General features: G+C 66.1%; 26 protein-coding genes. 15 read left to right on the top strand and 11 right to left on the bottom strand.

The window, feature by feature from the left end:
• Positions 1-5: 5 nt before the first annotated feature.
• The 4 genes from AC0ZJQ_RS07370 to AC0ZJQ_RS07355 form a co-directional block, all read right to left on the bottom strand.
• Entirely contained in the window at positions 6-827 is an 822-nt protein-coding gene (locus AC0ZJQ_RS07370) for a segregation and condensation protein A (protein WP_008570100.1), read from the bottom strand.
• A gap of 19 nt (positions 828-846) precedes the next feature.
• Complete coding sequence (locus tag AC0ZJQ_RS07365; protein ID WP_051018688.1) at positions 847-2,022, bottom strand: tryptophan--tRNA ligase; 1,176 nt, start codon at positions 2,020-2,022, stop codon at positions 847-849.
• Between the two features lie 76 nt (positions 2,023-2,098).
• Entirely contained in the window at positions 2,099-2,722 is a 624-nt protein-coding gene (locus AC0ZJQ_RS07360; RefSeq protein WP_008570102.1) for an L-threonylcarbamoyladenylate synthase, read from the bottom strand.
• Between the two features lie 13 nt (positions 2,723-2,735).
• Positions 2,736-3,602, bottom strand: coding sequence for a PHP domain-containing protein (locus AC0ZJQ_RS07355; protein WP_008570104.1), 867 nt, complete (start codon positions 3,600-3,602; stop codon positions 2,736-2,738).
• A gap of 244 nt (positions 3,603-3,846) precedes the next feature.
• On the opposite strand from AC0ZJQ_RS07355, the gene ispZ reads away from it, so the two are divergent.
• The 6 genes from ispZ to AC0ZJQ_RS07325 all read left to right on the top strand — a co-directional run bounded on the left by ispZ (position 3,847) and on the right by AC0ZJQ_RS07325 (position 7,784).
• On the top strand, positions 3,847-4,434 hold the full coding sequence (ispZ, locus tag AC0ZJQ_RS07350) for a septation protein IspZ (RefSeq protein WP_008570105.1): 588 nt from the start codon (positions 3,847-3,849) through the stop codon (positions 4,432-4,434).
• A gap of 2 nt (positions 4,435-4,436) precedes the next feature.
• Positions 4,437-4,736 carry a YciI family protein gene (locus AC0ZJQ_RS07345; RefSeq protein WP_003289447.1) on the top strand — a complete coding sequence of 100 codons (300 nt, stop codon included), beginning with the start codon at positions 4,437-4,439 and terminating at the stop codon, positions 4,734-4,736.
• A 65-nt stretch (positions 4,737-4,801) separates the two neighbouring features.
• Entirely contained in the window at positions 4,802-5,146 is a 345-nt protein-coding gene (locus tag AC0ZJQ_RS07340) for a hypothetical protein (RefSeq protein WP_476477600.1), read from the top strand.
• Between the two features lie 7 nt (positions 5,147-5,153).
• Positions 5,154-5,831: a response regulator transcription factor gene (locus AC0ZJQ_RS07335; RefSeq protein WP_008570107.1), complete on the top strand. Its 678-nt coding sequence runs from the start codon at positions 5,154-5,156 to the stop codon at positions 5,829-5,831.
• Positions 5,832-5,975: 144 nt separating this feature from the next.
• Positions 5,976-6,398: a Spy/CpxP family protein refolding chaperone gene (locus AC0ZJQ_RS07330; protein ID WP_167137786.1), complete on the top strand. Its 423-nt coding sequence runs from the start codon at positions 5,976-5,978 to the stop codon at positions 6,396-6,398.
• Positions 6,399-6,464: 66 nt separating this feature from the next.
• Complete coding sequence (locus AC0ZJQ_RS07325; RefSeq protein ID WP_167137789.1) at positions 6,465-7,784, top strand: sensor histidine kinase; 1,320 nt, start codon at positions 6,465-6,467, stop codon at positions 7,782-7,784.
• Here AC0ZJQ_RS07325 and AC0ZJQ_RS07320 read toward each other — a convergent pair whose 3' ends face one another.
• Together AC0ZJQ_RS07320 and AC0ZJQ_RS07315 are read right to left on the bottom strand one after the other, a co-directional pair.
• Positions 7,785-8,348: a nitroreductase family protein gene (locus AC0ZJQ_RS07320; RefSeq protein WP_167137792.1), complete on the bottom strand. Its 564-nt coding sequence runs from the start codon at positions 8,346-8,348 to the stop codon at positions 7,785-7,787.
• Between the two features lie 76 nt (positions 8,349-8,424).
• A complete protein-coding gene (locus tag AC0ZJQ_RS07315) occupies positions 8,425-8,796 on the bottom strand; it encodes a YkgJ family cysteine cluster protein (RefSeq protein ID WP_167137794.1) in 372 nt (123 codons plus the stop codon).
• A gap of 175 nt (positions 8,797-8,971) precedes the next feature.
• Here AC0ZJQ_RS07315 and AC0ZJQ_RS07310 point away from each other — a divergent pair, with 175 nt between their 5' ends.
• Positions 8,972-10,423 (top strand): TrkH family potassium uptake protein, encoded by a 1,452-nt coding sequence (locus tag AC0ZJQ_RS07310; RefSeq protein WP_167137797.1) that lies wholly within the window; start codon positions 8,972-8,974, stop codon positions 10,421-10,423.
• On the opposite strand, the gene AC0ZJQ_RS07305 is transcribed toward AC0ZJQ_RS07310, so the two are convergent.
• Positions 10,424-11,353 (bottom strand): DUF808 domain-containing protein, encoded by a 930-nt coding sequence (locus AC0ZJQ_RS07305; RefSeq protein WP_476477599.1) that lies wholly within the window; start codon positions 11,351-11,353, stop codon positions 10,424-10,426.
• A 309-nt stretch (positions 11,354-11,662) separates the two neighbouring features.
• Between AC0ZJQ_RS07305 and AC0ZJQ_RS07300 the strand changes: the two genes are divergently transcribed.
• From AC0ZJQ_RS07300 to AC0ZJQ_RS07290, 3 genes are all read left to right on the top strand, one after another.
• On the top strand, positions 11,663-13,051 hold the full coding sequence (locus AC0ZJQ_RS07300; protein ID WP_314020258.1) for an adenylate/guanylate cyclase domain-containing protein: 1,389 nt from the start codon (positions 11,663-11,665) through the stop codon (positions 13,049-13,051).
• A gap of 29 nt (positions 13,052-13,080) precedes the next feature.
• Positions 13,081-13,827: an AraC family transcriptional regulator gene (locus tag AC0ZJQ_RS07295; RefSeq protein WP_476477758.1), complete on the top strand. Its 747-nt coding sequence runs from the start codon at positions 13,081-13,083 to the stop codon at positions 13,825-13,827.
• Positions 13,828-13,934: 107 nt separating this feature from the next.
• On the top strand, positions 13,935-14,795 hold the full coding sequence (locus AC0ZJQ_RS07290; protein WP_476477598.1) for a DMT family transporter: 861 nt from the start codon (positions 13,935-13,937) through the stop codon (positions 14,793-14,795).
• A 3-nt stretch (positions 14,796-14,798) separates the two neighbouring features.
• Here AC0ZJQ_RS07290 and AC0ZJQ_RS07285 read toward each other — a convergent pair whose 3' ends face one another.
• Complete coding sequence (locus AC0ZJQ_RS07285) at positions 14,799-15,080, bottom strand: Rdx family protein (protein WP_213663028.1); 282 nt, start codon at positions 15,078-15,080, stop codon at positions 14,799-14,801.
• 70 nt (positions 15,081-15,150) lie between these two features.
• Between AC0ZJQ_RS07285 and AC0ZJQ_RS07280 the strand changes: the two genes are divergently transcribed.
• Positions 15,151-17,334, top strand: coding sequence for a patatin-like phospholipase family protein (locus tag AC0ZJQ_RS07280; RefSeq protein ID WP_476477597.1), 2,184 nt, complete (start codon positions 15,151-15,153; stop codon positions 17,332-17,334).
• Here the strand turns inward: AC0ZJQ_RS07280 and AC0ZJQ_RS07275 are convergent.
• Both AC0ZJQ_RS07275 and recQ read right to left on the bottom strand, forming a co-directional pair.
• On the bottom strand, positions 17,331-17,771 hold the full coding sequence (locus tag AC0ZJQ_RS07275; RefSeq protein WP_008570121.1) for a MarR family transcriptional regulator: 441 nt from the start codon (positions 17,769-17,771) through the stop codon (positions 17,331-17,333). The two genes, AC0ZJQ_RS07280 and AC0ZJQ_RS07275, sit on opposite strands and share 4 nt — an antisense overlap.
• 174 nt (positions 17,772-17,945) lie before the next feature.
• Positions 17,946-20,072, bottom strand: coding sequence for a DNA helicase RecQ (recQ, locus tag AC0ZJQ_RS07270; RefSeq protein ID WP_476477596.1), 2,127 nt, complete (start codon positions 20,070-20,072; stop codon positions 17,946-17,948).
• A 154-nt stretch (positions 20,073-20,226) separates the two neighbouring features.
• Between recQ and AC0ZJQ_RS07265 the strand changes: the two genes are divergently transcribed.
• From AC0ZJQ_RS07265 to AC0ZJQ_RS07250, 4 genes are read left to right on the top strand one after another with little or no spacing between them, the layout of a single operon-like run.
• Positions 20,227-20,814: a UPF0149 family protein gene (locus tag AC0ZJQ_RS07265; RefSeq protein WP_008570123.1), complete on the top strand. Its 588-nt coding sequence runs from the start codon at positions 20,227-20,229 to the stop codon at positions 20,812-20,814.
• 16 nt (positions 20,815-20,830) lie between these two features.
• Positions 20,831-21,250 carry a YbaN family protein gene (locus tag AC0ZJQ_RS07260; RefSeq protein ID WP_008570124.1) on the top strand — a complete coding sequence of 140 codons (420 nt, stop codon included), beginning with the start codon at positions 20,831-20,833 and terminating at the stop codon, positions 21,248-21,250.
• Between the two features lie 44 nt (positions 21,251-21,294).
• A complete protein-coding gene (gene lapG / locus AC0ZJQ_RS07255) occupies positions 21,295-22,008 on the top strand; it encodes a cysteine protease LapG (RefSeq protein WP_008570126.1) in 714 nt (237 codons plus the stop codon).
• Between the two features lie 25 nt (positions 22,009-22,033).
• Positions 22,034-23,971, top strand: coding sequence for a bifunctional diguanylate cyclase/phosphodiesterase (locus AC0ZJQ_RS07250; protein ID WP_476477595.1), 1,938 nt, complete (start codon positions 22,034-22,036; stop codon positions 23,969-23,971).
• Positions 23,972-24,068: 97 nt separating this feature from the next.
• Here AC0ZJQ_RS07250 and AC0ZJQ_RS07245 read toward each other — a convergent pair whose 3' ends face one another.
• The gene (locus AC0ZJQ_RS07245) at positions 24,069-24,413 is read right to left on the bottom strand and encodes a tryptophan synthase subunit beta (RefSeq protein ID WP_476477594.1); all 345 of its coding nucleotides are present in this window, start codon (positions 24,411-24,413) and stop codon (positions 24,069-24,071) included.
• Positions 24,414-24,467 lie beyond the last annotated feature (54 nt).

The following is a 24,467-nucleotide window of genomic DNA, read 5'->3' as shown; positions in this document are numbered from 1 at the left end:
TTGAGCTATTCGGTACGGCTGCGCACGTGGATCGGCGCGAAGGGCTCATTCTGCACCAGCTCGACCAGCGATTCCTTGATGAGTTCGAGCACCGCCATGAAGGTCACGACCACGCCGAGGCGCCCTTCGTCGACGCGAAACAGCGCGACGAAAGGCACGAAAGCGCCGCCCTTGAGGCGTTCCAGCACCTCGCTCATGCGTTCGCGGGTCGACAGCGCCTCGCGCGTCACCTGATGGCTCTCGAACATGTCGGCGCGACGCAGCACCTCGGCCATCGACACCAGTAATTCTTCCAGGCTGACATCCGGCAGCAGCTTGCGCGCGCGCGCCTCGGGGGCGTCCAGGCGCGGCACATGCAGTTCGCGACCGACGCGCGGCAGTTCATCCAGATCCTCGGCGGCGGCCTTGAAGCGTTCGTATTCCTGCAGGCGGCGGATCAGCTCGGCGCGCGGATCGTCTTCCTCCTCGGCGACTTCGGCCGAGCGCGGCAACAGCATGCGCGACTTGATCTCGGCGAGCATGGCCGCCATCACCAGATATTCGGCGGCCAGCTCCAGACGCACGCTCTTCATCAGCTCGACGTAGCCCATGTACTGGCGAGTGATCTCCGCCACCGGAATGTCGAGGATGTCGATGTTCTGCTTGCGGATCAGGTACAGCAGCAGGTCGAGCGGCCCCTCGAAGGCTTCGAGGAACACCTCTAGCGCATCCGGCGGAATGTACAGGTCCAGCGGCAGCTCGGTGACGGCCTCGCCGTACACCAGCGCCAGGCGCAGCTGCTCGCCGGGCTGGCTCGATTCGACGTCAGGCGTCTCGGCTTGTTGCATGGAAGTCTCCTCGGGCCGCTCAGCGATAGCCGAGGCCCATTGCCTGGCGGACCTCGACCAGCGTCTCGCGCGCCTCGTCGCGGGCACGCTCGGCGCCGTCGGCAAGGATACTGCGCACCAGATCGGGGTTCTGCTCGTAATCCAGCGCGCGCTCCTGCAGCGGCGCCAGCTCGGCGCGAATGGCGTCGATCAGCGGCGCCTTGCACTCCAGGCAGCCGATGCCGGCACTGCGGCAACCCTGCTCGGCCCACTGGCGGACCGCCTCGTCCGAATGCGTCAGGTGCATCTGCCACACCGGGCAGCGCGTCGGCTCGCCCGGGTCCTGGCGATGTCCACGCGCCGGGTCGGTGGGCATGCGACGAATTTTCTCGGCGATCTCGTCGGGCGTGTCGCGCAGGAAGATTGCGTTGCTGTTGGACTTGGCCATCTTGCCGCCGTCGAGGCCGGAGATTCTCGGCGCATCGCCCAGCAGCGCCTGCGGCTCTGGCAACAGCAGCTTGCCGCAACCCTCGAGGTAGCCGTACAGCCGCTCCTGGTCGCCGAGGGTAATGGTCTGTTGCTCCTTGATGATGGCGCGCGCGGTGCCCAGCGCCTCGACGTCGCCCTGCTCCTGATAGCTCTTGCGCAGGCTGGCGTAGAGCTTGGCGGTCTTCTTGCCGAGCTTGCGGATGGCCGCCTCGGCCTTGTCCTCGAAATCCGCCTCGCGCCCGTACAGGTGATTGAAGCGCCGCGCCACGTCGCGGGCGAATTCGATATGCGGCAACTGGTCGGCGCCCACCGGCACCAGCCCGGCACGGTACAGCAGGATGTCCGCCGCTTGCAGCAGCGGGTAGCCGAGAAACCCGTAGGTATCGAGTTCCTTGTGCTGCAGATGCTGTTGCAGCTCCTTGTAGGACGGCACCCGCTCCAGCCAGCCCAGCGGGCAGATCATCGACAGCAGTAGGTGCAGCTCGGCGTGCTCGGGCACATGGGACTGGATGAACAGGGTCGCCGAACTCGGGCTGACGCCGGCAGCCAGCCAGTCCACCGCCATGTCCATCACGTGCTGGGCAATCGCGCCGGTGGCTTCGTAGTCGGTGGTCAACGCGTGCCAGTCGACGATGCAGAAGTAGCATTCGTATTCGTGCTGCAGGCGGGTCCAGTTCTTCAGCACGCCGTGGTAGTGGCCCAGATGCAGACGGCCGCTGGGGCGCATGCCGGATACCACGCGCCGCTGCGAATCGATGGAACTCAAAAGGCTGTCCTTGTCGGATTGAGAGAACGCAACGGGCTCAGACCATGAACGGCGCGGGATCGCCGCAACCGACCCGCAGCACCTGCGGCTGGTCATCCACCAGACTGACCACGGTGGAGGCTTCGATCCCACCGTAACCGCCGTCGATGATCAGATCCACCTGATGCTCGAGGGCGTCGCGCATCTCGTACGGATCACTCATCGGCAGCTCGTCACCCGGCAGAATCAGGCTGACGCTCATCAGCGGCTCGCCCAGCTCCGCCAGCAGTGCCTGGGCGATCGGCTGTGCCGGTACGCGCAGACCGATGGTGCGACGCTTGGGATGCAGGAGCATGCGCGGCACTTCGCGGGTGGCCGAAAGAATGATGGTGTATGGCCCCGGAAGGTGCGTCTTGAGCAGCCGGAAGGCTGCGGTATCGACCTTGGCAAACATGCCGAGCTGCGACAGGTCGCGGCAGGCCAGGGTGAAGTTGTGCTTGTCGTCCAGCTGGCGCAGCCGGCGGATGCGTTCGATACCGGACTTGTTGCCTATCGAGCAGCCCACGGCATAGCTCGAATCGGTCGGATAGACCACCACGCCACCCTGGCGGATGATCTCCACGGCCTGCTTGATCAGCCGCGGTTGCGGATTATCCGGGTGAATCTGGAAAAACTGACTCATGGCGACTCCCTGTTCAGCTGGCAGCAGATCTGCGGCACTCATGATCGAAACATCTCCATAGCGGCGACAAATCCTCCGGCAGGGGGCGGTACAGCCCCAGCTCGGACCAATCGCCCGGCGCGTGAAAATCGCTGCCGGCACTGGCCTTCAGGCCAAACTCGCGCGCCAGAATCGTCAGCCCGCCCACCTGATCGAGCGGTTGCATACCGTTGACCACTTCCAGCGCATGGCCGCCCGCCTGGACGAAATCGGTCACCAGTCGGCGGCGCTTGCTGCGTGTGAAGGCGTACTGCCAGGGATGCGCCAGGCTGATCCAGGCGTCGGCTTCACGCAGCGTTGTCACGGTCTGTTCGAGGCTCGGCCAGTGCTGCTTCACATCGCCCAGCTTGCCCGCCCCCAGCCACTTGCGGAACGCCTCCGCGCGATCGCGCACATGGCCGGCGCGCACCAGGAATTCGGCGAAATGCGGCCGGGCCGGCGCGTTGCCGCTGTCGCCCAGCTCCTGCTGTATCGCCCGCGCGCCGTCCAGTGCACCAGGCATGCCCTTGGCCGCCAGACGCTCGGCGATCAGCTCGGCACGCCGCCAGCGGCCATCGTGCAGCGCGGCAATGGCGTGCAGCAGCGCCGGCGCCGTGCGGGAAAAACCATAGCCCAGCACATGAATGGTAGCCCCGTTCCACAGGCACGAAAGCTCGATGCCATTGATCAGCCGCACCCCCAGCGCGCTGGCGGCGGCATGCGCCTCGTCGAGCCCTTCGAGCGTGTCATGGTCGGTCAGTGCCAGCAGCTCGATGCCGCGCCCGTGCGCGCGCTCCACTACCAGCGACGGCGCAAGAACGCCATCGGAAGCGGTGCTGTGGCAATGCAGGTCGACAATCATCAGAGGGCTCGTTACTCAAGAAACGGATCGGGAAGCCGGACGGCCGTGGTGGCCGGCGGCGCTGGCGCACCGGAAAGAACAGTGCCTCAGTGTACGCCGCCAGAGGGGCGTCTGGCGCGCACGCGGGCCAACGTTGTCGTTGAGACCGCCCGGCAAAGGCTTGGTGCTGCGCGTTCGGCGCATGCGTTCCGCCGACAATCCGGTTTGCTATTATGCCGCGCACTCAAGGTTGCCGGCCCGCATCGTGAAACAATTCATCGATTTCATCCCGCTGCTGCTGTTCTTCGCGGTTTACAAGATCGAGCCACGGATCCTCGAAATCGCCGGGCATGAGTTCGCCCTCGGCGGCATTTTCAGCGCAACGGCAGTGCTGATCCTCAGCTCGTTGCTCGTCTATGGCGCGCTCCTGGTCAAGCAACGGCGCCTGGACAAGAGCCAGTTGATCACCCTCGCCGCCTGCCTGGTATTCGGCGGGCTGACCCTCGCGTTTCACAGCGAAACCGTGCTCAAGTGGAAGGCGCCGGTGGTCAACGCGTTGTTCGCGCTGGCTTTCGCCGGCAGTCAGCTGTTCGGCGACAAGCCGCTGGTTCAGCGCCTGATGGGCCATGTGGCCGAGCTACCCGCCGCGCAATGGGCCCGGCTGAACGCCGCCTGGGTCGCGTTCTTTCTCGTCTGCGGCGGCGCCAACCTGTTCGTCGCATTCACCTTCCCGGCCATATGGGTCGATTTCAAGGTCTTCGGCAGCCTGGGCCTGACCCTGCTGTTCATGATCGGCCAGAGTTTCTACCTCGTCCGCCACATGCAGACGACTCCCGCACCGTCCAAGGAGTAACCATGCTGTACGCCATCATCGCCACCGACGCCCCGAATTCCCTGCAGGAACGTCTTGCCACCCGCCCGGCCCATCTCGCCCGCCTGGAAGCGCTTAAGGATGCAGGCCGACTGGTACTCGCCGGACCGCATCCGGCAATCGACAGCAACGATCCGGGCGCGGCCGGCTTCACTGGCAGCCTGGTAGTGGCCGAGTTCGACTCGCTGCAGGCCGCGCAGGAATGGGCCGAGGCCGATCCCTACAAGGCCGCCGGCGTCTACAGCGATGTGCTGGTCAAGCCGTTCAAGAAAGTGCTGCCCTGACCGAAACACAAGGATCAGCCTGGCTGCGGATTCACCGTGGCCAGCACCAAGGAGAAGGTAGTCAGATGCATCGTTTCCTGTTTCCCCTGCTGCTGGCCGTGAGCCTGCTCGCACCGACCGTTCACGCCCAGGAAGCCCCCGCAGCGGATGTGGAGGAGCAGATGAGCGACGACGCTGCCCCGGCAGCGACCGAAAATGCACCGGGAATCGACACCCTGGCACTGCAGCGCCTGCGGCAGGAGAACCAGCGCCTGCGTCTGCAGCTGCAGGAAGCGCAGAGCCAGGCCCCGCTGCCCTTGCTCAGCGAAGAACAGAAATGGTTCGCCGTCGGCGGCAGCGTCGGCGTCGCGAGCTTCTTGCTCGGCCTGCTGGTGACCCGCGGGCGCCGGCGCCGTCAATGGCTGAACTGAATCATTCATGAACGAACTGCTGCTGATCGATGACGACCACGAACTGTGTGAGCTGCTGATCAGCTGGCTGGCGCAGGAAGGCTTCGTCGCCCACGCCTGTCACGACGGTCAGAGCGCCCGCGCCGCGCTGGCCGAATTCCAGCCGGCCGCCGTGGTACTGGACGTGATGCTGCCCGACGGCAGCGGCCTGGAGCTGCTCAAGCAGCTGCGCAGCGAACATCCCGGTCTGCCGGTACTGATGCTCTCCGGACGCGGCGAGCCGCTGGATCGCATCCTCGGCCTGGAGCTTGGTGCCGACGACTACCTGGCCAAGCCCTGCGACCCACGCGAACTCACGGCGCGCCTGCGTGCCGTGCTGCGCCGCAGCCTGCCGCCGGCCACGCCCAGCCAGCTCGAACGCGGCGACCTGTGCTACAGCCCGGCGCGCGGTGTCGCCAGCATCGGCGGACACGACGTCAGCCTGACGCTCTCCGAAGGCCGCATCCTCGAAGCACTGCTCGCCCAGCCCGGCGAACCGCTGGACAAGCAGGCACTCGCCCAGCATGCACTGGGACGCAAACTGACCCTCTACGACCGCAGCCTCGACATGCATGTCAGCAACCTGCGGCGCAAAATCGGCCCGCATGCCGACGGCAGTCCGCGCATCGTCGCACTGCGCGGACGCGGCTACCTGTACGCCGGCTGAGCGTCTTTACCGAGCCTTTACCCGACGCTGACCGCGCTTGACCTTGCCCTCCCTAGACTGAACTCATCCGGTCACAGACCAGCCGCCGCCCGGAAAACCCGGCGCAGTGGCCCCGAACCGGCTTTCATCACAGGAGTAACCAAGATGCGCAAATCTCTCATCGCCCTGCTGTTCGTCACCGCTATTCCCACCGCCGTCATGGCCATGCCCGGCGCCATGCGGGACGGCGGCCAGTGCCCGATGGGTGGCAAACAAGGTCCGCGGATGTTTCAGGAACTGGACCTGACCCGCGAACAGCAACGCGAAATGCACAAGCTGATGGGCGAGCAGATGCAACAGCGTCGCGCCGTCACCCAGCGCTACCTGGACAAGCTGCCGGAAGCCGAACGCAAGGCCATGCAGGACGAAATGCAGAAGAGCCGCGACGGCGTCCACAAGCAGATGCGCGCCCTGCTCAAGCCCGAGCAGCAGAAGGCCTTCGACGAAAGCCTGAAGAAGATGGAGGAAAAGCGCGCCGAACGCGCCGAGTTCCTCAAGTGGAAAGCCGAGCGCGATCAGCAGAACTGATCGTCGCACTTACCAACCGCCCGGCCCGAGCGCACGCTCCGGCCGGGCTTCGCCGTGGAGACAGCCGTGCGATCACTGTTCTGGCGCATTCTCGCAACCTTCTGGCTCGCCATTGCGCTAGTCGCCGGCCTGGCCCTGCTGCTCGGACACGCGCTAAACCAGGACGCCTGGATTCTCAGCCGCCATCCGACCGTCAGCGGCCTCGCCGAGACCTGGACCCAGGTCTACGAGCAGCAGGGTGCGGTCGCGGCCCAGCGCCTGCTGGAGCAGCACCGGCATCGCGCGCATATCGACGTGCAGGTGCTGGGCGAGAACGGCCAGCCAGTCATTCGCGGCACCTTCCCGCCACGCGCGGCGGCATTCGAAGCGCGTCAGCGCGACCGCGACCACTCGCTGCCCTGGCGCCGGTTGACGGAGGACTACACCAGCCCGGCCAGCGGCGATACCTACCTGTTCATCTACCGTATTCCGCACCCCGAGCTACGGGCCTGGCACCGCGGCAGCCTGTTCTGGCCGCTCAGCGCGCTGGCGATCGCGCTGGTGGTGCTGAGCGGCTTCAGCCTGCTGCTGACGTTGTCCATCACGCGGCCGCTGGATCGCCTGCGCAGCGCCGTCCACGACCTCGGCCAGACCACCTATCAGCAAAACTCGCTGGCGCGTCTGGCCAAGCGACGCGATGAACTGGGCGTGCTGGCCGGCGACTTCAACCGCATGGGCGCGCGCCTGCAGACGCTGATCGGCAGCCAACGCCAGCTGCTGCGGGACGTGTCCCATGAGCTGCGCTCGCCGCTGGCGCGCCTGCGCATCGCCCTGGCGCTGGCCGAGCGCGCCACACCGGCCGAACGCGAGGCGCTCTGGCCGCGCCTGACCAAGGAATGCGATCGCCTGGAAGCACTGATCGGCGAGGTGCTGGAACTGGCCCGGATGGATGCCGAGCCCGGCGCGGCCGAGACCATCGACCTGCCGACGCTCTTCGAGCAACTGCAGGACAACGCGCGCATCGTCGCGCCGGATCAGCGCATCGACAGCCACATCGACCCCGGCAGCACGCTGCGCGGTTGGCCGGACATGCTCGAACGCGCCCTCGACAACCTGCTGCGTAACGCCTTGCGGTTCAACCCGGCCGACCAGCCCATCGAACTGCAGGCGCACCGGGATGGCGACTGCCTGACGCTCAGCGTGCGCGACCACGGTCCGGGCGTGGATGCCGCGCATCTGTCGCAGCTGAGCGAGCCGTTCTTCCGCGCGCCGGGGCAGACTGCCGCCGGGCATGGCCTGGGCCTGGCCATCGCCCGTCGCGCGGCGGAGCGCCACGGCGGTCAGCTGCAACTGGGCAACCACCCGGCCGGCGGGTTCATCGCCAGCCTGCGTCTGCCGCTCGCTTAATCAGCGCGACGGCCAGGCGCTGACGAAGTCGGCCGGATCGAGCAGCGGCGCCGCGCGCACCCGCCCTTCCGGCGTGCCCAGATAGAGAAAACCCAGCACGCGTTCGTTCGCCGCCAGACCGAGGCCGGCGGCGACCTGCGCGTCATAGGCGAAATCACCGGTACGCCACACCGCACCGATGCCCTGCGCGTGAGCGGCGAGCAGCAATCCGTGTGCCGCGCAACCGGCGGCGAGCAGCTGCTCGCCTTCGGGCACCTTCGGATGCGCCTGCAGGTGCGCAATCACCACCACCAGCAGCGGCGCGCGCAACGGCATGCTGCGTGCCTTGTGCAGGGCCTCTTGTGCGCAGTGCGGGTCACGCGCCTGCAGTGCCGTGGCGAACAGCTCGCCCAGCTGGTCACGGCCTGGCCCGGCGATGGTCAGGAAACGCCACGGCCGCAGCTGGGCATGATCCGGCGCGCGCAGCGCGGCGCGAAACAGCAGGTCGAGCTGCGCGGCATCGGGGGCCGGATCGCACAGCCGGGTGACCGAAACACGGTTGAGCAACAGGTCGAGAGCGTCCATCCATTACCTCCAGAGCGAAGCGGACATTCTAGAGGCCGATGGCGGCGCCAGGGCAAGTCTTGCGCTGGCGTGGGCCTCAGGCGACGCGATCGGGCGACAGATGCGGCTGCAGCGGCGGCACCAGCGGCGGCAAGCCATGCGCCGCGCGCGCCGCATCGCAATGCGGATTGGGCTCGCCATTGCTCCACGCGGCCTCGAACTCGCGGCAAGTACTCGAGCGCTGCTCGTACAGCGTGCAGCGCACACCGCAACCCACCTCGCCCAGCAGCCCGACGCAGCGGGCCGGCTTGGACTCGGTGCCCTGCATCGCCACGTGGTAGGGGCTGACCTGCACCACCAGCTGATCGGGCACGGTACCGCCGGACGACGTGCATTCGCCCCAGAAGAAGGACACGCGGAAATAGGCGCAGCAGGCGCCGCAGGTGAGGCAGGGATTGTCGACGGACATGGAGGCAATACGCGCAGATGCCGGAACCGGCCGGCGCCGGGCCGCTATTCTATGCATCGCCATGCGCTTGTGAAGAGGCCCCAGGCACACGCTTGTCGGCAAGATGCAGGCGGTTTACTGGTGTGCCGACACAGGTAGAATGGCGGCCCTCATTTCTGGCGCCGAGTTGCACCCAATGGCCTTACCGACGCTGCGCATCATCGGTTTTCTCCTCGGCATTTTCCTCATCACGCTGGCGATCGGCATGGTCGTACCGATGCTGACGCTGCTGGCGTTCGAGCGTACCGACGACCTGCAGGCATTCATCTGGGCCAGCGCAATCACCGGTGGCTGCGGTGTCGCCCTGGTCGCGCCGGGGCGTCCGGCCAACGCCAAGCTGCGGCCACGCGACATGTACTTCCTGACGACCGCCAGCTGGTTGGTGGTCTGCTGCTTCGCCGCACTGCCGATGATGCTGAGCCGGCACATCAGCTACACCGACGCGTTCTTCGAAACCATGTCGGGCATCACCACCACCGGCTCCACCATCCTCACCGGCCTCGACGACGCCTCGCCCGGCCTGCTGATGTGGCGCTCGATGCTGCACTGGCTGGGTGGCATCGGCTTCATCGGCATGGCCGTAGCGATCCTGCCGCTGTTGCGAATCGGTGGTATGCGCCTGTTCCAGACGGAATCGTCGGACTGGTCGGAAAAGGTCGTGCCGCGCTCGCACATCGCCGGGCAATACCTGATCGCCATCTACGTGGGAATGACGCTGGCTGCCGTGGCGGCCTTCTGGCTGGCGGACATGAGCCTGTTCGATGCGATCAACCATGCGATGTCCACGGTATCCACCGGCGGCTTTTCCACCTCCGACGCCTCGATGGGCAAATTCAGCCCGTCGGCGCACTGGGTGGCGGTGTTCTTCATGGTGCTCGGCAGTCTGCCCTTCACCCTGTACGTCGCCACGCTGCGCGGCCACCGCAAGGCACTGATCCGCGATCAGCAGGTACGCGGTTTCCTGGTCCTGCTGGTGGTCAGCAGCGTGCTGTTCAGCGGCTGGTACTGGCTCACCCACGATGCCGACTGGCTGTACGCGCTGCGCATCGTGACCTTCAACGTGGTTTCGGTGGTCACCACCACCGGCTACGCCTCGGGCGACTACACCCAGTGGGGTGGCTTCGCGATGATGGTGTTCTTCTACCTGACCTTCATCGGCGGCTGCTCCGGCTCCACGACCGGCGGTTTGAAGATCTTCCGTTTCCAGGTCGCCTATGCGCTGCTGCGGGCCAACCTCAAGCAGCTGATCCATCCGCGCGCAGTCATTCGCCAGCAGTACAACGGCCACACCCTGGATGAGGACATCGTCCGGTCGATCCTGACCTTTTCCTTCTTCATCACCATCACCATCGGCGCGCTCGCGCTATGCCTGGCGCTGCTCGGGCTGGATCTGATCACCGCGCTGACCGGCGCGGCGTCGGCGGTGTGCAACGTCGGACCGGGGCTCGGCGCCATCATCGGCCCGGCCGGCAACTTCAGCCCGCTGCCGGATGCGGCCAAATGGCTGCTGGCGCTCGGCATGCTGCTGGGTCGGCTGGAGATCATCACCGTGCTGGTGGTGCTGACCCCCGCGTTCTGGCGCCACTGATCAGGACGCCGCGTCGCGCCTGCCGAACAGGCGGCCGCCCAGCGTCAGCACCGCCAGGATCACGCCGCCGGCGACGATGCCGAACGCGGCGTCGAGCAGCGTCGGCAGCAGCCCGCCGAGCACCGCGCCGATGTACGGCAGATGCTGCGTCTGCTCGGCGCTGTTGGCGATCCAGTGATGCACCACGCCGATGCCGTGGGTGAGGATGCCGCCACCGACCATGAACATCGCCGCGGTGCCGACGACCGACAGCGTTTTCATCAGCCAGGGCGCCAGCCACAGGATGCCACGACCAACGGCTTGCACCGCTCCGCTCGCCGCCTTGCTCAAGGCCAGGCCCAGGTCATCGAGCTTGACGATACCGGCAACCAGCCCGTAGACGCCGATGGTCATCACCACGGCGATGCCGGCCAGCACCATGACCTGCTGGGTGAAACTGGCATTGGCCACCGTGCCCAGGGTGATGGCGATGATCTCGGCGGACAGGATGAAGTCCGTACGGATCGCGCCGCGAATCTTGTCCTTCTCGAAAGCCACCATATCCACCGCCGGATCGGCCAGCGCCTTGGCGGTTTCGGCGTGCGCGGCGGCATCGTCATGCAGGAAGCGATGCGCCAGCTTCTCGAAACCCTCGTAGCAAAGAAACGCGCCGCCGAGCATCAGCAGCGGCGTGATCGCCCAAGGCGCGAAGGCGCTGATCAGCAGCGCCGCTGGCACCAGGATCAGCTTGTTCTTCAGCGAACCCCGGCACACCGCCCAGACCACCGGCAACTCACGGTCAGCCTTGACGCCACTGACCTGCTGGGCATTGAGCGCCAGGTCGTCGCCCAGTACGCCGGCGGTTTTCTTGGCAGCGACCTTGGTCATCACGGATACGTCATCCAGAACCGTCGCGATATCGTCGAGCAAGGCAAGCAAGCTGGTAGCCAAAGGGAAATCCTGTTCGTAGGGGGAAGAAAGAGGCGCGCGGCGCCGCTGTAGTTTAGGGCGCTTTCGTCTCGGCGGGTTCCGCCGTGGGCGTTCCTGCCAAGCGCCGCGCCCCAATGCCGCATGCTTTAGTCGACTGCGGTTTGGCTGCGCGGCGCGGCTTGGTTATGATCCATCGGCTCGGCGTGCGCCACGGCAGAACAGCGCAATGCACCGCCACCGGCAAGGCCCCTTCCAAGCGTTCGGCGCATGGGCGCTTCAGTCAGCAAGGCGCTTAGAAAAGGCGTCGATTTTACAAGGGAACGTAAGTACATGACTTCCGCCACGGCAGAGCGCCGCAACGGTCTCGCCAATCGCACGCTGCGCGAGTATTACTCCCGTGTGTTCGCCTACCTGGCCGGCGCCGCCACTCTCGCGGCCGGAACCTATACGCAGTTCTTTCCCATCGACCTATTGTGGATGGTGCCTTATGCGCTGCTCTATCCACATCTGGCCTATCACCTCGGTTATCGCTTCAAGCGCGATCATCCGCAGCGTACCTCGCAAGTACTGCTGTGCCTGGATGCGCTCAACACCGGCGTCGCCATCATCCTGCTGGGCGCGCCCATCGTGCCCAGTCTGATGTTCCTGCTGACGCTGTGTTTCACCGCGCTGGTCACCGGCAGCCTGCAGTACCTGCTGCTGGCTGTGCTCGGCGTAGCCGGCGGCATCGGCCTGGGCAGCGTCCTGGTACCGCTCGAGCTGCGCGGCGCCACGCCACAGCTGGTCTCGCTGGTGAGCATCCTGTTCGCTTCGCTGTACATCTGCGCCACGGCCTACTTCGTGCACCTGCAGGGCCTACGCCTGGCCCAGGCACGGCGCGACATCGAGGCCGAACAAACTAAAGCCGCGCGCCTGGCGCGCAATCTGGCCAAGTACCTGTCGCCCCAGGTGTGGGAATCGATCTTCTCCGGCAAGCGCAGCGTGCGTCTGGAGACCCAGCGCAAGAAGCTCTCGGTGTTCTTCTCCGACATCAAGGGGTTCACCGAACTGTCCGAGGAGCTGGAAGCCGAGGCGCTGACCGACCTGCTCAACAACTACCTGAACGAAATGTCGAAGATCGCGCTGAAGTACGGCGGCACCATCGACAAGTTCGTCGGCGACTGCGTGATGGTGTTCTTCGGCGACCCGGCCAGCCAGGGCGCGAAGAAGGACGCCGTGGCCGCCGTGTCGATGGCCATCGCCATGCGCAAGCACATGAAGGTGCTACGCCAGCAATGGCGCGCACAGGGCATCACCCGGCCGATGGAGATCCGCATGGGGATCAACACCGGCTATTGCACGGTGGGCAACTTCGGCGCCGACACCCGGATGGACTACACCATCATCGGGCGCGAGGTGAACCTCGCCAGCCGCCTGGAAAACGCCGCCGAAACCAGCGAGATCCTCATCTCTCACGAAACCTATTCGCTGGTGAAGGACGTGATCATGTGCCGCGACAAGGGACAGATCGGCGTCAAGGGTTTCACCCGGCCGGTGCAGATCTACCAGGTCGTCGATTTCCGTCGCGACCTCGGCGCCACCTGCAGTTTCGTCGAGGCCGAGCTGCCGGGCTTCTCCATGTATCTGGACACCAACGGTGTGCAGAACTTCGACAAGGAACGCGTGATCCAGGCCTTGCAGGAGGCCGCGGAGAAACTGCGCGACAAGGTCATCCTCTGAGCGGATGCCATAGCGAGGCCGCGATGCAGATGCTGACCCTTCGGCATTACAACCAGGACCAGATCGCTCACAGCCACGAACATGCGCAACTGGTCTTCGGCCTGCGTGGCCAGCTGGAATTCGAGATCGCCGGGCGCGGCAGTCGCATCGGCCAGCAATGCCTGGCAGTCGTGCCCGCGTCCCCCCATCATGCCTGCGGCAGCGCGCGCGGCAGCCACTGCCTGGTGCTCGACATTGCGCACCCAGACTGGATTCGCGAGCACCTCGGCCCGCACAGCGCATCCAGCCTGCGACTGCTCGAACGCCCCGACTCGCTGCGCCTGAACACGACACAGCAGCGCCTGGTGGAGTGGCTGGCCAGCAGTCCGCTGAACGATCCGCTGATCGCCGAACAGGGCACGGTACTGCTGCTGGCGACCCTGGCAACCGGCTGCGCGCCGCTCGGCAAACGGCCGCCGCTGTCGCTTGCGGCGCTCACCGCCTACATCGACCAGCACCTTGCCCATCCGCTGCAGGTAGCGGACCTGGCGCATGTCGCCGGGCTGTCCGTGGCGCGCCTGCATGCGCGATTTCTCGACGAAACCGGACAGACGCCCATGAACTACGTGCGCCAGCGGCGTCTGCAGCGAGGCGAGGCGTTGCTGCGCGGCACCCGGCTGCCGGTCGGCGAGATCGCCGCGCAGGTCGGCTACGCCTCGCAGAGCGCCTTCACCGCGGCACTGGTTCGCGCACACGGCTGCACGCCGCGAGAGTTGCGCGACAAAATCGCTGGCTGACGCGACAGACGAGCGCACGCGACTGTCCTAGCATGATCGCCCTGCCATCTCCGTCGCGGTAACTGCATGCTCCCTTCGTACCCACCGCTGACCCGCGGTATCGACACATGACCCCACGCCGTGCCCTGCTGGCGATTCACCTCGGCGCGCTGATGTTCGGCCTGTCCGGCGTGCTCGGCAAACTCGCCGAGAGCCAGCCGCTGATGATCACCTTCGGCCGCGCCCTGTTCGCGGTCATCGCGTTGCTGGCAGTGGCCATGCTGCTACCGCGCAACGGCGCGCGCCCCGACTGGAAACGCCGCTGCGGCCTGATGCTCGGCGGCGTCCTGCTGGGCGCGCACTGGCTGACGTTCTTCGTCGCGGTGAAGGTCGCTGGCGTCGGCATCGCCACGCTCGGCTTCGCCAGCTTTCCGGCATTCACCGTGCTGCTGGAGGGGCTGCTGTTTCGCGAACGCACCCGGGTGATCGAATATGCGATGGTCGGGCTGGTCTGCCTGGGCCTCCTGCTGGTCACGCCGAGCTTCGACGTGTCCAGCGCGGCGACCGGCGGACTGCTCTATGGCGTGCTGTCGGGCCTGCTGTTCGCCTTGCTGTCGCTGCTCAACCGCGCAGTCACCCGCGGCATCGATGCCGTGCAGGCCGCGCTGTGGCAGAACCTGGCGATCCTGCTCGGCCTGCTGCCGTTCGCCTGGGCGGACGTGCCCGCCATCCCGGCGCAGGACTGGCTCTGGCTGGCGCTGCTCGGCGTACTCTGCACCGGCCTGGCGCACAGCCTGTTCGTCGCCAGTCTGCGGGTGCTCAAGGCGCGCACCACCTCGGTGATCTTCGCCCTCGAGCCGGTCTACGGCATCGCCTTCGCCTGGTGGCTGTTCAACGAGCAGCCGACCCTGCGCATGCTCGGCGGCGGCGCGCTGATCATTCTCGCCAGCATCATCAGCAGCCGCCTGAAGAGTCCGCCGGCGTCCTGAACCTCAGCGATCGTTGTGGCCCAGCGAACGCTGCGGGTCGATACGGTCGCGTACCCGCCGCTTGAGTTCCTTGGCTTCCGGGAAGCCGCCATCGAGCGTGCGCTCCCAGATCTGCTCACCGTCGCAGGTGATGCGAAACACCCCGCCGGTGCCAGGCTCCAGCGCGACCCGGGCGAGATCGTCGGTGAAGGTCGACAGCAGCTCCTGGGCGAGCCAGGCCGCGCGCAGCAGCCACTGGCACTGGGTGCAATAGACGATGACGATATCCGCTTTGCCGTTGGACATGCGCGCAACCCTGGCTGGTAATGGGAGCGGCCTATAATAGCGGCCTTTTCTTTCGCACCCGGAATCCATCATGCGTCGCCTGCTGCTTGTCCTGCTGTTCTGCCTGCCCCTGAGCGGCCTCGCCGACACCGCGGCACCGAAGACCGGACTGGTGCTTTCCGGTGGCGCGGCGCGCGGGCTGGCGCATATCGGCGTACTCAAAGCGCTGGAAGAACAAGGCGTGCGCATCGACGCGGTGGCCGGCACCAGCATGGGCGCGGTGATCGGTGGGTTGTACGCCGCCGGCTACACCGTCGACGAACTGGAGAAACTGGCGATGACGCTGGACTGGCAGCAAGTGCTGTCCGACGATCCGGCCCGCCAGGACGTGCCATTCCGGCGCAAGCAGGACGACCGGGACTTCCTGGTCAAGCGCAAGCTCAGCTTCCGCGACGACGGCAGCCTCGGTCTGCCGCTGGGGGTGATCCAGGGGCAGAACCTCGCCCTGCTGCTCGAACGCTTGCTGGTGCACGCCAGCGATACGCGTGACTTCGACCAGTTGCCGATCCCCTTCCGCGCGGTGGCGACCGACATCGCCAACGACGAGAAGGTGGTGTTCCGCAGCGGCCACCTTCCGCAGGTGATCCGCGCCAGCATGTCGATCCCGGCGGTGTTCGCGCCGGTCGAGCTCGACGGACGCCTGCTGGTGGACGGCGGCATGGTCGACAACATTCCGATGGACGTGGCGCGCGACATGGGCGTCGACCGGCTGATCGTGGTCGACATCGGCACGCCGCTGATGCGCCGCGAAGACCTGCTCACCGTGTTCGACGTGCTCAACCAGACCACCACCATGATGACGCGGCGCAACTCCGAGGAGCAGCTGGCCACCCTGCGCGCCGAGGATCTGCTGATCGAGCCGCCGCTGGCGGCCTACGGCTCCACCGATTTCGGCAGCGCGGCGCAGCTGATCGACGCCGGCTACCGCGCCACCCGCGCGCTCGAAGGGCGCCTGACCGGCTTCGCGCCGCCCAGCGGCGGCAACCCGGCGCTGAGTCTGGCGCGCTCGAACGATCCGCGCACGCCGGTGATCACCGCAGTGCGTATCGAGAACGACTCGAAAGTCGGCGACGCGGTAATCCGCCGCCACATCCGCCAGCGTCTCGGCGAGCCGCTCGATCTCGCCGATCTGCAGAAGGACATGGGCACGCTGTATGGCCTGGACTATTTCGACCGCGTCGAATACCGCGTCGCCCATGGCAAGCTGGGCAACACGCTGGTGATCCGCACGCGCGAGAAGCGCTCCGGCACCGACTACCTGCGCCTCGGGTTGAGCCTGTCCGATGATTTCCAGGGCGACAGCGCCTTCAACATCGGCGCCAGCTACCGCATGAACGGCATCAACGAGCTGGGCGCCGAGTGGCTGACGCGGGCGCAACTGGGTGATCGCCAGGAGCTGTTCAGCGAGTTCTACCAGCCGCTGGATGCCGGCTCGCGCTGGTTCGTTGCGCCGAACGCGTTCCTCGAAGCACAGAACGTCGAGGCGACGCTGGAGCACGACCCGATCGCCGAATACCGCCTGCGCCGCTACGGCTACGGGCTGAACCTCGGCCGGCAGATCGCCAACAACGGCGAGATCCGCTTCGGCGTCGGCCAGGCGTGGGGCGAGGCGGACGTGCGCGTCGGCGAGCGCGACCTGCCGGATTTCAGTTTCAGCGAGGGTTACTACGCCCTGCAGTACTCGTTCGATACGCTCGACGACGTGGATTTCCCCCACGAAGGCGAGGACATCAGCCTGACGCTGCGCCAGTACACACCGGGGCTCGGCTCGGATGAACGCTACCGGCAATGGCACATCCGCCTGGACAAGGCGCTCGGCTATGGACCGCACACCTGGGTGCTGGGCGGCCGCTACGGGCGCACGCTCGACGACACCGAGGTGGTGACCTCCAGCTTCCTGCTCGGCGGTGCTCGCCAGTTGTCAGGCTTTCGCCAGGACGCGCTGTCGGGGCAGAACATCAGCCTCGGCCGGGTGGTGTATTACCGACGCATGACGCCACGCGGATTCCTGCCGCTGGATTTCCCGCTGTACCTTGGCGGCTCGCTGGAACGCGGCCGCGCCTGGAACAACGACAACGAGTTCGACAGTGGCTACATCAACGCCGCCAGCGTGTTCATCGGCTACGACACCCCGCTGGGGCCGATGAACCTCGGCTACGGCGCCAACGACGAAGACGAGCAGGCGCTCTATCTGAACCTGGGCCGCAGCTTCTAGAGCGCGCGGCTCTTGTTCAGATTGGCGAGGATGCGCGCGTGTACCTGCTGGCACTTGCGCAGGTCTTCCTCGGGAATGCCGGCGAACAGCTCCTCGCGCACCTGCGTCGAAATCGCCTCGATGCGTTCGATCAGCGGACGCGCCGGCGCGCCGAGCAGGATGAGCTTGGCGCGGCGGTCCTCGAGCGAAGCCTGACGATGAATCAACCCCTGCGCTTCAAGGCCGTCCAGCAGACGGGCCAGTGTCGGCCCTTCGACGGCGACGCTTTGCGCCAGCTCGCGTTGGGTGGGTGAATGGTCGAAACGGGCCAGGTGCAGAAGCACCAGCCAGCGGGCCTGCGACAGCCCCAGATCGGCGAGACGCCGATCCAGTTCCGCGCGCCAGCCACGCGAGAGTTGCGCCAACTGCATGGCGAAGCGATGTTGCTCGGCGTACATGAAGCCTGTATTCCTGCAAAAACAATTATTAGCGAGCTAATCACAGCTTCGATATGCAGGCAAGCCTACCAACGGCCAGTCACACCCCTCCTTCGGTACCCGGAAGTACTTGGCAGCCTCGCTAGGACGCGGGTTTGCGCCGCACCAGCATGCGCGCGGCGGTGACGCAGCCGGTTACAACTCGAACTCGGCCTGCAACGCCGCGCGCACGCAGTACAGCACCGCTTCCGGCACCCGCGTGGCGAATTGCGGGGCGATCTCGGCCACTGGCGGCAGCTCGCCTTCGCCGTCGAGGAAGGCTTCCTGAATCTCGCCGAGCAGGTCATCGGGCAGGTCGAGCGCCTGCTCCAGACTCAGCTGCTGCTGGCCGATCGCCTCGGCCAGCAGGGCGTAGACATTCTTCTCGCTACAATCGAGCTGACGGGCGATCTGCGCCGGCGTCATGCCCGCGCGCGCCAGCGTGACCAGTTCGTGACGCAGATCGCCGGGGGACTTGGCGGGCTCCGTCGCGCCCTGCAGCACTTCGAGGAACGCCGCGCCGTAGCGCTCCAGCTTGCGTGCGCCCACCCCGCTGACGCGCGCCATGTCCGCCAGCGAGGCCGGCTGGCTGCGCAGCATTTCCAGCAACGTGGCGTCGGGGAAGATCACATACGGCGGCACGCCGTGCTCCTCAGCCAGACGCCGGCGCAGCGCGCGCAACGCTTCCCAAGTGTCGCGCTCCTCGATTCGCACCAGCTGGCTGGCAGGACTCTTCTGCCCCTTGGCCGCCTGCTGCGGCTTGAGATCGCGGCGCAGCGCCAGGCTCACTTCGCCGCGCAGCAACGGCCGGCAACTGTCGCTCAGGCGCAGGCCGCCGAAGCCTTCGAGATCGACATCCACCAGCCCGCGCGCCACCAGCTGGCGGAACAGCGAGCGCCAGTCGCCCTCGGCGAGGTTCTTGCCGACGCCGAACACCGAAAGATGCTGATGGCCCAGGCCGCGCACCTTGTCGTTGTCGCGCCCCAGCAGGATGTCTACCAGATGCCCGACGCCGTAGCGCTGCCCGCTGCGGTAGATCGCCGACAGCGCCTGACGCGCCGGCTCGGTGGCATCCCAAGTCTGCACATCGTCTACGCAGTTGTCGCAGTGTCCGCACGGCTGCGGCAGGTCTTCGTCGAAATAGGCCAGCAGCACCTGGCGCCGGCAGCGCGTCTCCTCGCACAGCGCGAGCATGGCATCGAGCTTGTGCTGCTCAATGCGCTTGTGGCGCTCGTCGCCCTCGGAGTTGTTGAGCATCTGCTTGAGGAAGATCACGTCCTGCAGGCCGTAGGCCATCCAGGCATCGGCCGGCAGGCCGTCGCGCCCTGCCCGTCCGGTTTCCTGGTAATAGGCCTCGAGCGACTTGGGCAGGTCCAGATGAGCGACGAAGCGCACGTTAGGCTTGTCGATGCCCATGCCGAAGGCGATGGTCGCCACCATGATCAGCCCCTCTTCGTTGAGGAAGCGCTTCTGGTGATAGGCGCGCAGTTCGTTGGGCAGCCCGGCGTGATACGGCAGCGCCGGAAAACCCTGCTCGGTGAGAAACGCCGCCAGATCGTCGACCTTCTTGCGCGACATGCAGTAGACGATGCCGGCATCGCCCCGCCGCTCGGCGAGGAAGCCCAGCAGCTGTTTGCGGGGCTGCTCCTTGGGCACGATACGATAGAAGATGTTCGGCCGGTCGAAGCTGGAGAGGAACCGCTCGGCATGCTCCAGATGTAGGCGCTGGACGATCTCCTCGCGGGTGCGCATGTCCGCCGTGGCGGTCAGGGCGATGCGTGGCACGCCGGGGAACAGCTCGGCGAGCTGGCCGAGCTGCAGATACTCGGGACGGAAATCGTGGCCCCACTGCGACACGCAATGCGCCTCGTCGATGGCGAACAGCGCGATCTGCAGCCGCTGCAGGAACGCCAGCATGCGCGGTTGCACCAGACGCTCCGGCGCGAGGTAAAGCAGCTTGATCTCGTTGCGGCGAATGCGTTCGGCGATCTCGCGCTGCTCGTCGGCCCTCAGCGTGGAATTGAGCGCCACTGCCGCCACACCCAGCTCATCGAGCGTGGCGACCTGATCGTCCATCAGCGCGATCAGCGGCGACACTACCACCGCCAGCCCGTCGCGCAGCAGCGCCGGTACCTGATAGCACAGCGACTTGCCGCCGCCGGTGGGCATCAGTACCAGCGCATCGCCGCCGCCGGCGACCTGCTCGATGATCGCGCCCTGGTTGCCGCGAAAGGCGTCGTAGCCGAATACGTCTTTGAGGATGCGCTGTGCCTGGTCGAGCATGCCGGTCTCCGAAACAAGGCGCGCAGTATACGCGAGCACCTGCCGGAGTTCAGGCGCGGTGGTCGGCCGCGCGGGCGCAACGGCCATCGAAGTAGCCTGCATCCCGCGCCTCGTCTAGAATCCCGCTTGTCTTCCCACCCCAAGGTAGTTCCCGATGTCTTTCGCCGAGCAACTCACCCGCCTGCAGGTTTTCCTCGATGCCGACGACCTGCATGAAGAGGCGCTGGATTACATCGCCGCCCACGGCTACCTGACGGCTCTGAGCATCTGCTCCGAAGCGGTACCGGAGCGCGAATGGATCGATGCGCTGTTCTCCGAGCCACCGAAGTACAAGGACGACACCGAACGCGACGCCATCGAGGCAACGCTGGTACAGCTCAAGGCGCATATCGCCCGTCAGCTGGCCAGCGACGAAGACATGGAGCTGCCCTGCGAGCTGGACCTCGGCGAGGAACCGGACGAGTCCGATCTGCGCGGCTGGTGCATCGGCTTCATGGAGGGCGTATTCATGCGCGAGGAGGTCTGGTTCGAGGATTCCGAGGAGGAAGTCAGCGAACTGCTGTTGCCGATCATGGTCGGCTCGGGCCTGTTCGACGAGCAGCCGGAGTTCGCCGAGATCGCCGAGAGCCCCGAGCTGGTAGACGAGATGGTGGCGCAGATTCCGGAAATCCTGACCGCACTGTACCTGCTCTGCCACGCCCCCGAGGAAAAGCCGGCGCTGCTCAAACCGCGCCGCCACTGATGACCGGGTAGCCGCCATGGCGCACCGCGATATTCCTCAGCAGCGCAACGCCGTGGTGCGCTATGCGCTGCTGACGGTCGGCTGGCTCGCGGTGGCGCTCGGCGTGGTGGGTATCTTCCTGCCGGTGCTGCCGACCACACCCTTCATGCTGCTGGCAGCTGCCTGCTTCGTGCGCAGCTCGGAGCGCTTCTACGTCTGGCTCGTCGAGCACCCGCGCCTCGGCCCCTGGTTTCGCGACTATCTGGAAGGAAACGGCATTCCGCTCAAGGGCAAGGCCTACACCATCCTCACCATGTGGGTGAGTATCGGAATTTCCTGCTGGCTGGTGCCGCTCGTCTGGGCGCGCATCGCCATGTTGCTCAGCGCTGCGCTGGTCACGCTGTACATCGTTAAACAGAAAACCCTGCACACGGTCGAAGCCAAACCACGCCAGTGAGCACGAATCCGCCCACCGGCAGGATTCGCTATGGAGAGCAGCCCATGCAGTCTTTGCAGTCTGGTCGTGCAAGCCGTCGCCGCCCGCTGGTGCTGCTTCTTGCGCTCGCCCTGCTCAGCGCACCGCTATGGAATCTCGCGCGCTCGGCCAACTGGCAGCAGTGGGATTTCGAGCGCATCTACCCCGTTCTGAAAAAGCGCTACGGGGCGGCGGAAGATGCGCTGCCACGGATAGCAGCCTGGCAGGACCTTCTGCGAGACAGCGGCGCACTGCCCGAGCGGGAGCAGCTTGCCGAGGTCAACCGCTTCTTCAACCGAAACATTCAGTTCAGCGACGACATCTGGGTCTGGGAGCAGGACGATTACTGGGCCACGCCCGTCGAATCGCTGATCCGCGGTGCCGGTGACTGCGAGGACTATGCCCTCGCCAAATACTTCACCCTGCGCCGGCTGGGCGTGCCCAGCGAGAAGCTGCGCATCACCTACGTCAAGGCACTGCGGCTGAACCAGGCGCACATGGTGCTGACCTACTACGCGACGCCCGGGGCCGATCCGCTGGTACTGGACAACATCGACGGCGTCATCCGCCCCGCCTCGCAGCGCAGCGACCTGCTGCCGGTGTATGCCTTCAACGCCGAAGGGCTCTATCTCCCTAGTGCGGGCGGTGGTAAACGTAGCGGAGATGGCAAAAGGCTGTCACGCTGGCAGGACGTTCTGCGAAAGATGCACGCCGAAGGATTTACGGTCGGCGAGGGCTAGTCGAGAGCAGTTTCAGGAGGGAAGTATGTCATTACTCAAGCAGCTGTTTCTCGCCATTTGCCTGTTCCTCGTCGTGGCGTTCGCCGGGAGCTTCTTCGCCAGCGTCGAGCATTCGCGCGAACAGTCGATCAGCCAGCTTCGCTCCCATGCCCAGGACGCCGCCACCGCACTGGCGCTGTCGATGACGCCGCATGTCGATGATCCGGTCATGCTCGAATTGCTGGTCAATTCGATCTTCGACAGCGGCTATTTCAGCAGCATCCGCATCGTCTCGATCGCCGACGGCCAACCGATCGTCGAACGTACCAGCAACATCGTCACCGAGCAGGTGCCGAACTGGTTCGCCGCGCTGGTGAATCTGCCGGCACAGGGCGGCGACGCGCTGATCATGCGCGGCTGGGAACAGGCGGCGCGCGTAGAGGTAATCAGCCACCCCGCCTTCGCCCTGGCCAAGGTCTGGGACAGCGCTGTGGCCACGCTCTACTGGCTGCTGGGCTGTGGCCTGGTCAGCGCCCTGCTCGGCGGCTGGTTGCTGCGCAGCCAGTTGCGCCCGCTCGATCGCATGGTGGAGCAAGCGCAGGCCATCACCCGACGCGAATTCGTCACGCTGCCCGAGCTGCCGCGCACGCCGGAGCTACGGCGCGTGGTGCAAGCAATGAACCAGATGGTCGCCAAGCTGCAAGCCCTCTTCGCCGAGGAGGCGGCGCGTAGCGAGCGGCTCCATCAGCAGGCCTTCCGCGACGAGCTGACCGGGCTGGCCAACCGGCGCCTGCTGGATCAGCGCCTGGCGATCCAGCTGACGCCGGCCGAGCATCACGGCGGCGGCTATCTGATGCTGATCCGCATCCACGATCTGAACCGTCTCAACCAGCAGCTCGGCAGTCAGCAGACCGACCAGCTCGTCGCTGCGGTCGGTGCACGACTCGGGCGCGTACCGGAGGAACAAGGCCAGCCGCACTGGCTGGCTGCACGCAGCCGCGGCGGTGATTTCGTCCTGCTGGCACCCGGTCTGCACGAAGCGCATGCCGCCCGCCTCGCCGAAACACTGAGCGCCGATCTGCAAGCGCTGCGTCCGCTCGGCACGCACGTTGAGGGCCCGCTGGCTCACATCGGCTATACCGCCTTTCACATCGGTGATTCGCCCGCGGCGGTGCTGGAGCGGGCCGACCATGCGCTGGCGCAGGCACTCGGTAGCGACAACGCATGGCAGGAATGCAGCCATGCGACAGCGCTTCTGCACAGCGAACACGAGTGGTATCGCGCGCTCGACGAGGCGCTGGAGCGGCGCGATCTGGCTGTCTTCGTGCAACCGGTGGTGCTGGCCGACAATCCGCAGCAGCTCGTGCATCAGAAGTTGCTGGCGCGCCTGCCGATCGCCGATGGCGCCGTCCTCACTGCCGGCAGCTTTCTGCCGTGGCTGGAACGGCTGGGCTGGACGGCGCGCTTCGACCGGCTGATGCTCGAACTGGCCATCGAACACCTGCGGCAGGCCCCCACTCCGCTGGCCGTCAGCCTTTCCAGCGCCACGCTGCGCGACCCTGACGGTCTGGAACCGATCATCCAACTGCTGCGTGACCACCCCGAGCAAACCCGCCTGCTCTGCCTGGAACTGGACGCCCGCCACCTGCCGGCGAGCGCCACGCTGCAACACTGCAGCCAGGCGCTGCGCGACACCGGCGCGCAGGTCGGTCTGCAACATTTTGGCGGCGATTTCAGCAAGCTCGGCAGTTTGCTGAGACTGGCATTGGTCTATCTGAAAATCGACGGGACCTACATCCGCAATATCGACCAGGACGACGACAAGCGCGACTTCATCGAGGCGCTTTACCGCACGACACACAGCATTGATCTGCCGCTGATCGCCGAGATGGTGGAGACCGAAGGCGAACGCACGACGCTGGCTGCGCTCGGCGTGCATGGCGTCATGGGCCACGCGGTTGGCGCGCCGCACCCGTGGCATTAAGGAAAGAGAACGGCTGGTCGCAACGACCAGTCGGCGTCACGAGGGAAGGGAAAATCGGGGTCTGTTGCGGTTTCAGCGAACGAAACGAAAACGCCGGCTAAGGCAACCGCGGTTCCTCATCGTCGCTCAACAGAGCGCTCAGCCCACCCAGTCGCGCACGGGTCTGCTGACGGGCGCGCAGTTTGCGTTGGGCCGCTTCCGGCAGGTCGGTAAAACGGATCACGCCGCGATCGATCAACACGCCGATCAGGTCTTCCAAAACCCGTACCATTTCCAGGTCGGATGCCTGCAAGCCGACTCGTTGCGTGTGTTCATCCTCACTGTTTGCGAACCAGCTCAGCGCTTCATCGCAACCCGCGGGGATCGTTCCGGTCATCTCGTCGAACGGCTCGGCCTCGACCCGCCGAAGCTGCCCGTCCGCGCCTCGCTCGATATAGAGCATTCAGTTTCTCCCGCAAAGACAAGCCCACCGTTCCTGCGAACGGTGGGCTTGAGT

The sequence above is a fragment of the Stutzerimonas sp. 21-1 genome (assembly GCF_056336065.1).
The sequence above is the reverse complement of the archived record's forward strand: the minus strand, read 5'-3'. Positions and strand labels throughout refer to the sequence as shown.

Bases quoted from the DNA above. Each gene is read 5' to 3' on its own strand.
- AC0ZJQ_RS07370 (WP_008570100.1), bottom strand. From the start codon at position 827: ATGCAACAAGCCGAGACGCCTGACGTCGAATCGAGCCAGCCCGGCGAG.
- AC0ZJQ_RS07365 (WP_051018688.1), bottom strand. From the start codon at position 2,022: ATGCGCCCCAGCGGCCGTCTGCATCTGGGCCACTACCACGGCGTGCTG.
- AC0ZJQ_RS07360 (WP_008570102.1), bottom strand. From the start codon at position 2,722: ATGAGTCAGTTTTTCCAGATTCACCCGGATAATCCGCAACCGCGGCTG.
- AC0ZJQ_RS07355 (WP_008570104.1), bottom strand. From the start codon at position 3,602: ATGATTGTCGACCTGCATTGCCACAGCACCGCTTCCGATGGCGTTCTT.
- AC0ZJQ_RS07345 (WP_003289447.1), top strand. From the start codon at position 4,437: ATGCTGTACGCCATCATCGCCACCGACGCCCCGAATTCCCTGCAGGAA.
- AC0ZJQ_RS07340 (WP_476477600.1), top strand. From the start codon at position 4,802: ATGCATCGTTTCCTGTTTCCCCTGCTGCTGGCCGTGAGCCTGCTCGCA.
- AC0ZJQ_RS07335 (WP_008570107.1), top strand. From the start codon at position 5,154: ATGAACGAACTGCTGCTGATCGATGACGACCACGAACTGTGTGAGCTG.
- AC0ZJQ_RS07330 (WP_167137786.1), top strand. From the start codon at position 5,976: ATGCGCAAATCTCTCATCGCCCTGCTGTTCGTCACCGCTATTCCCACC.
- AC0ZJQ_RS07320 (WP_167137792.1), bottom strand. From the start codon at position 8,348: ATGGACGCTCTCGACCTGTTGCTCAACCGTGTTTCGGTCACCCGGCTG.
- AC0ZJQ_RS07315 (WP_167137794.1), bottom strand. From the start codon at position 8,796: ATGTCCGTCGACAATCCCTGCCTCACCTGCGGCGCCTGCTGCGCCTAT.
- AC0ZJQ_RS07310 (WP_167137797.1), top strand. From the start codon at position 8,972: ATGGCCTTACCGACGCTGCGCATCATCGGTTTTCTCCTCGGCATTTTC.
- AC0ZJQ_RS07300 (WP_314020258.1), top strand. From the start codon at position 11,663: ATGACTTCCGCCACGGCAGAGCGCCGCAACGGTCTCGCCAATCGCACG.
- AC0ZJQ_RS07295 (WP_476477758.1), top strand. From the start codon at position 13,081: ATGCTGACCCTTCGGCATTACAACCAGGACCAGATCGCTCACAGCCAC.
- AC0ZJQ_RS07290 (WP_476477598.1), top strand. From the start codon at position 13,935: ATGACCCCACGCCGTGCCCTGCTGGCGATTCACCTCGGCGCGCTGATG.
- AC0ZJQ_RS07285 (WP_213663028.1), bottom strand. From the start codon at position 15,080: ATGTCCAACGGCAAAGCGGATATCGTCATCGTCTATTGCACCCAGTGC.
- AC0ZJQ_RS07280 (WP_476477597.1), top strand. From the start codon at position 15,151: ATGCGTCGCCTGCTGCTTGTCCTGCTGTTCTGCCTGCCCCTGAGCGGC.
- AC0ZJQ_RS07275 (WP_008570121.1), bottom strand. From the start codon at position 17,771: ATGTACGCCGAGCAACATCGCTTCGCCATGCAGTTGGCGCAACTCTCG.
- recQ (WP_476477596.1), bottom strand. From the start codon at position 20,072: ATGCTCGACCAGGCACAGCGCATCCTCAAAGACGTATTCGGCTACGAC.
- AC0ZJQ_RS07265 (WP_008570123.1), top strand. From the start codon at position 20,227: ATGTCTTTCGCCGAGCAACTCACCCGCCTGCAGGTTTTCCTCGATGCC.
- AC0ZJQ_RS07260 (WP_008570124.1), top strand. From the start codon at position 20,831: ATGGCGCACCGCGATATTCCTCAGCAGCGCAACGCCGTGGTGCGCTAT.
- lapG (WP_008570126.1), top strand. From the start codon at position 21,295: ATGCAGTCTTTGCAGTCTGGTCGTGCAAGCCGTCGCCGCCCGCTGGTG.
- AC0ZJQ_RS07250 (WP_476477595.1), top strand. From the start codon at position 22,034: ATGTCATTACTCAAGCAGCTGTTTCTCGCCATTTGCCTGTTCCTCGTC.
- AC0ZJQ_RS07245 (WP_476477594.1), bottom strand. From the start codon at position 24,413: ATGCTCTATATCGAGCGAGGCGCGGACGGGCAGCTTCGGCGGGTCGAG.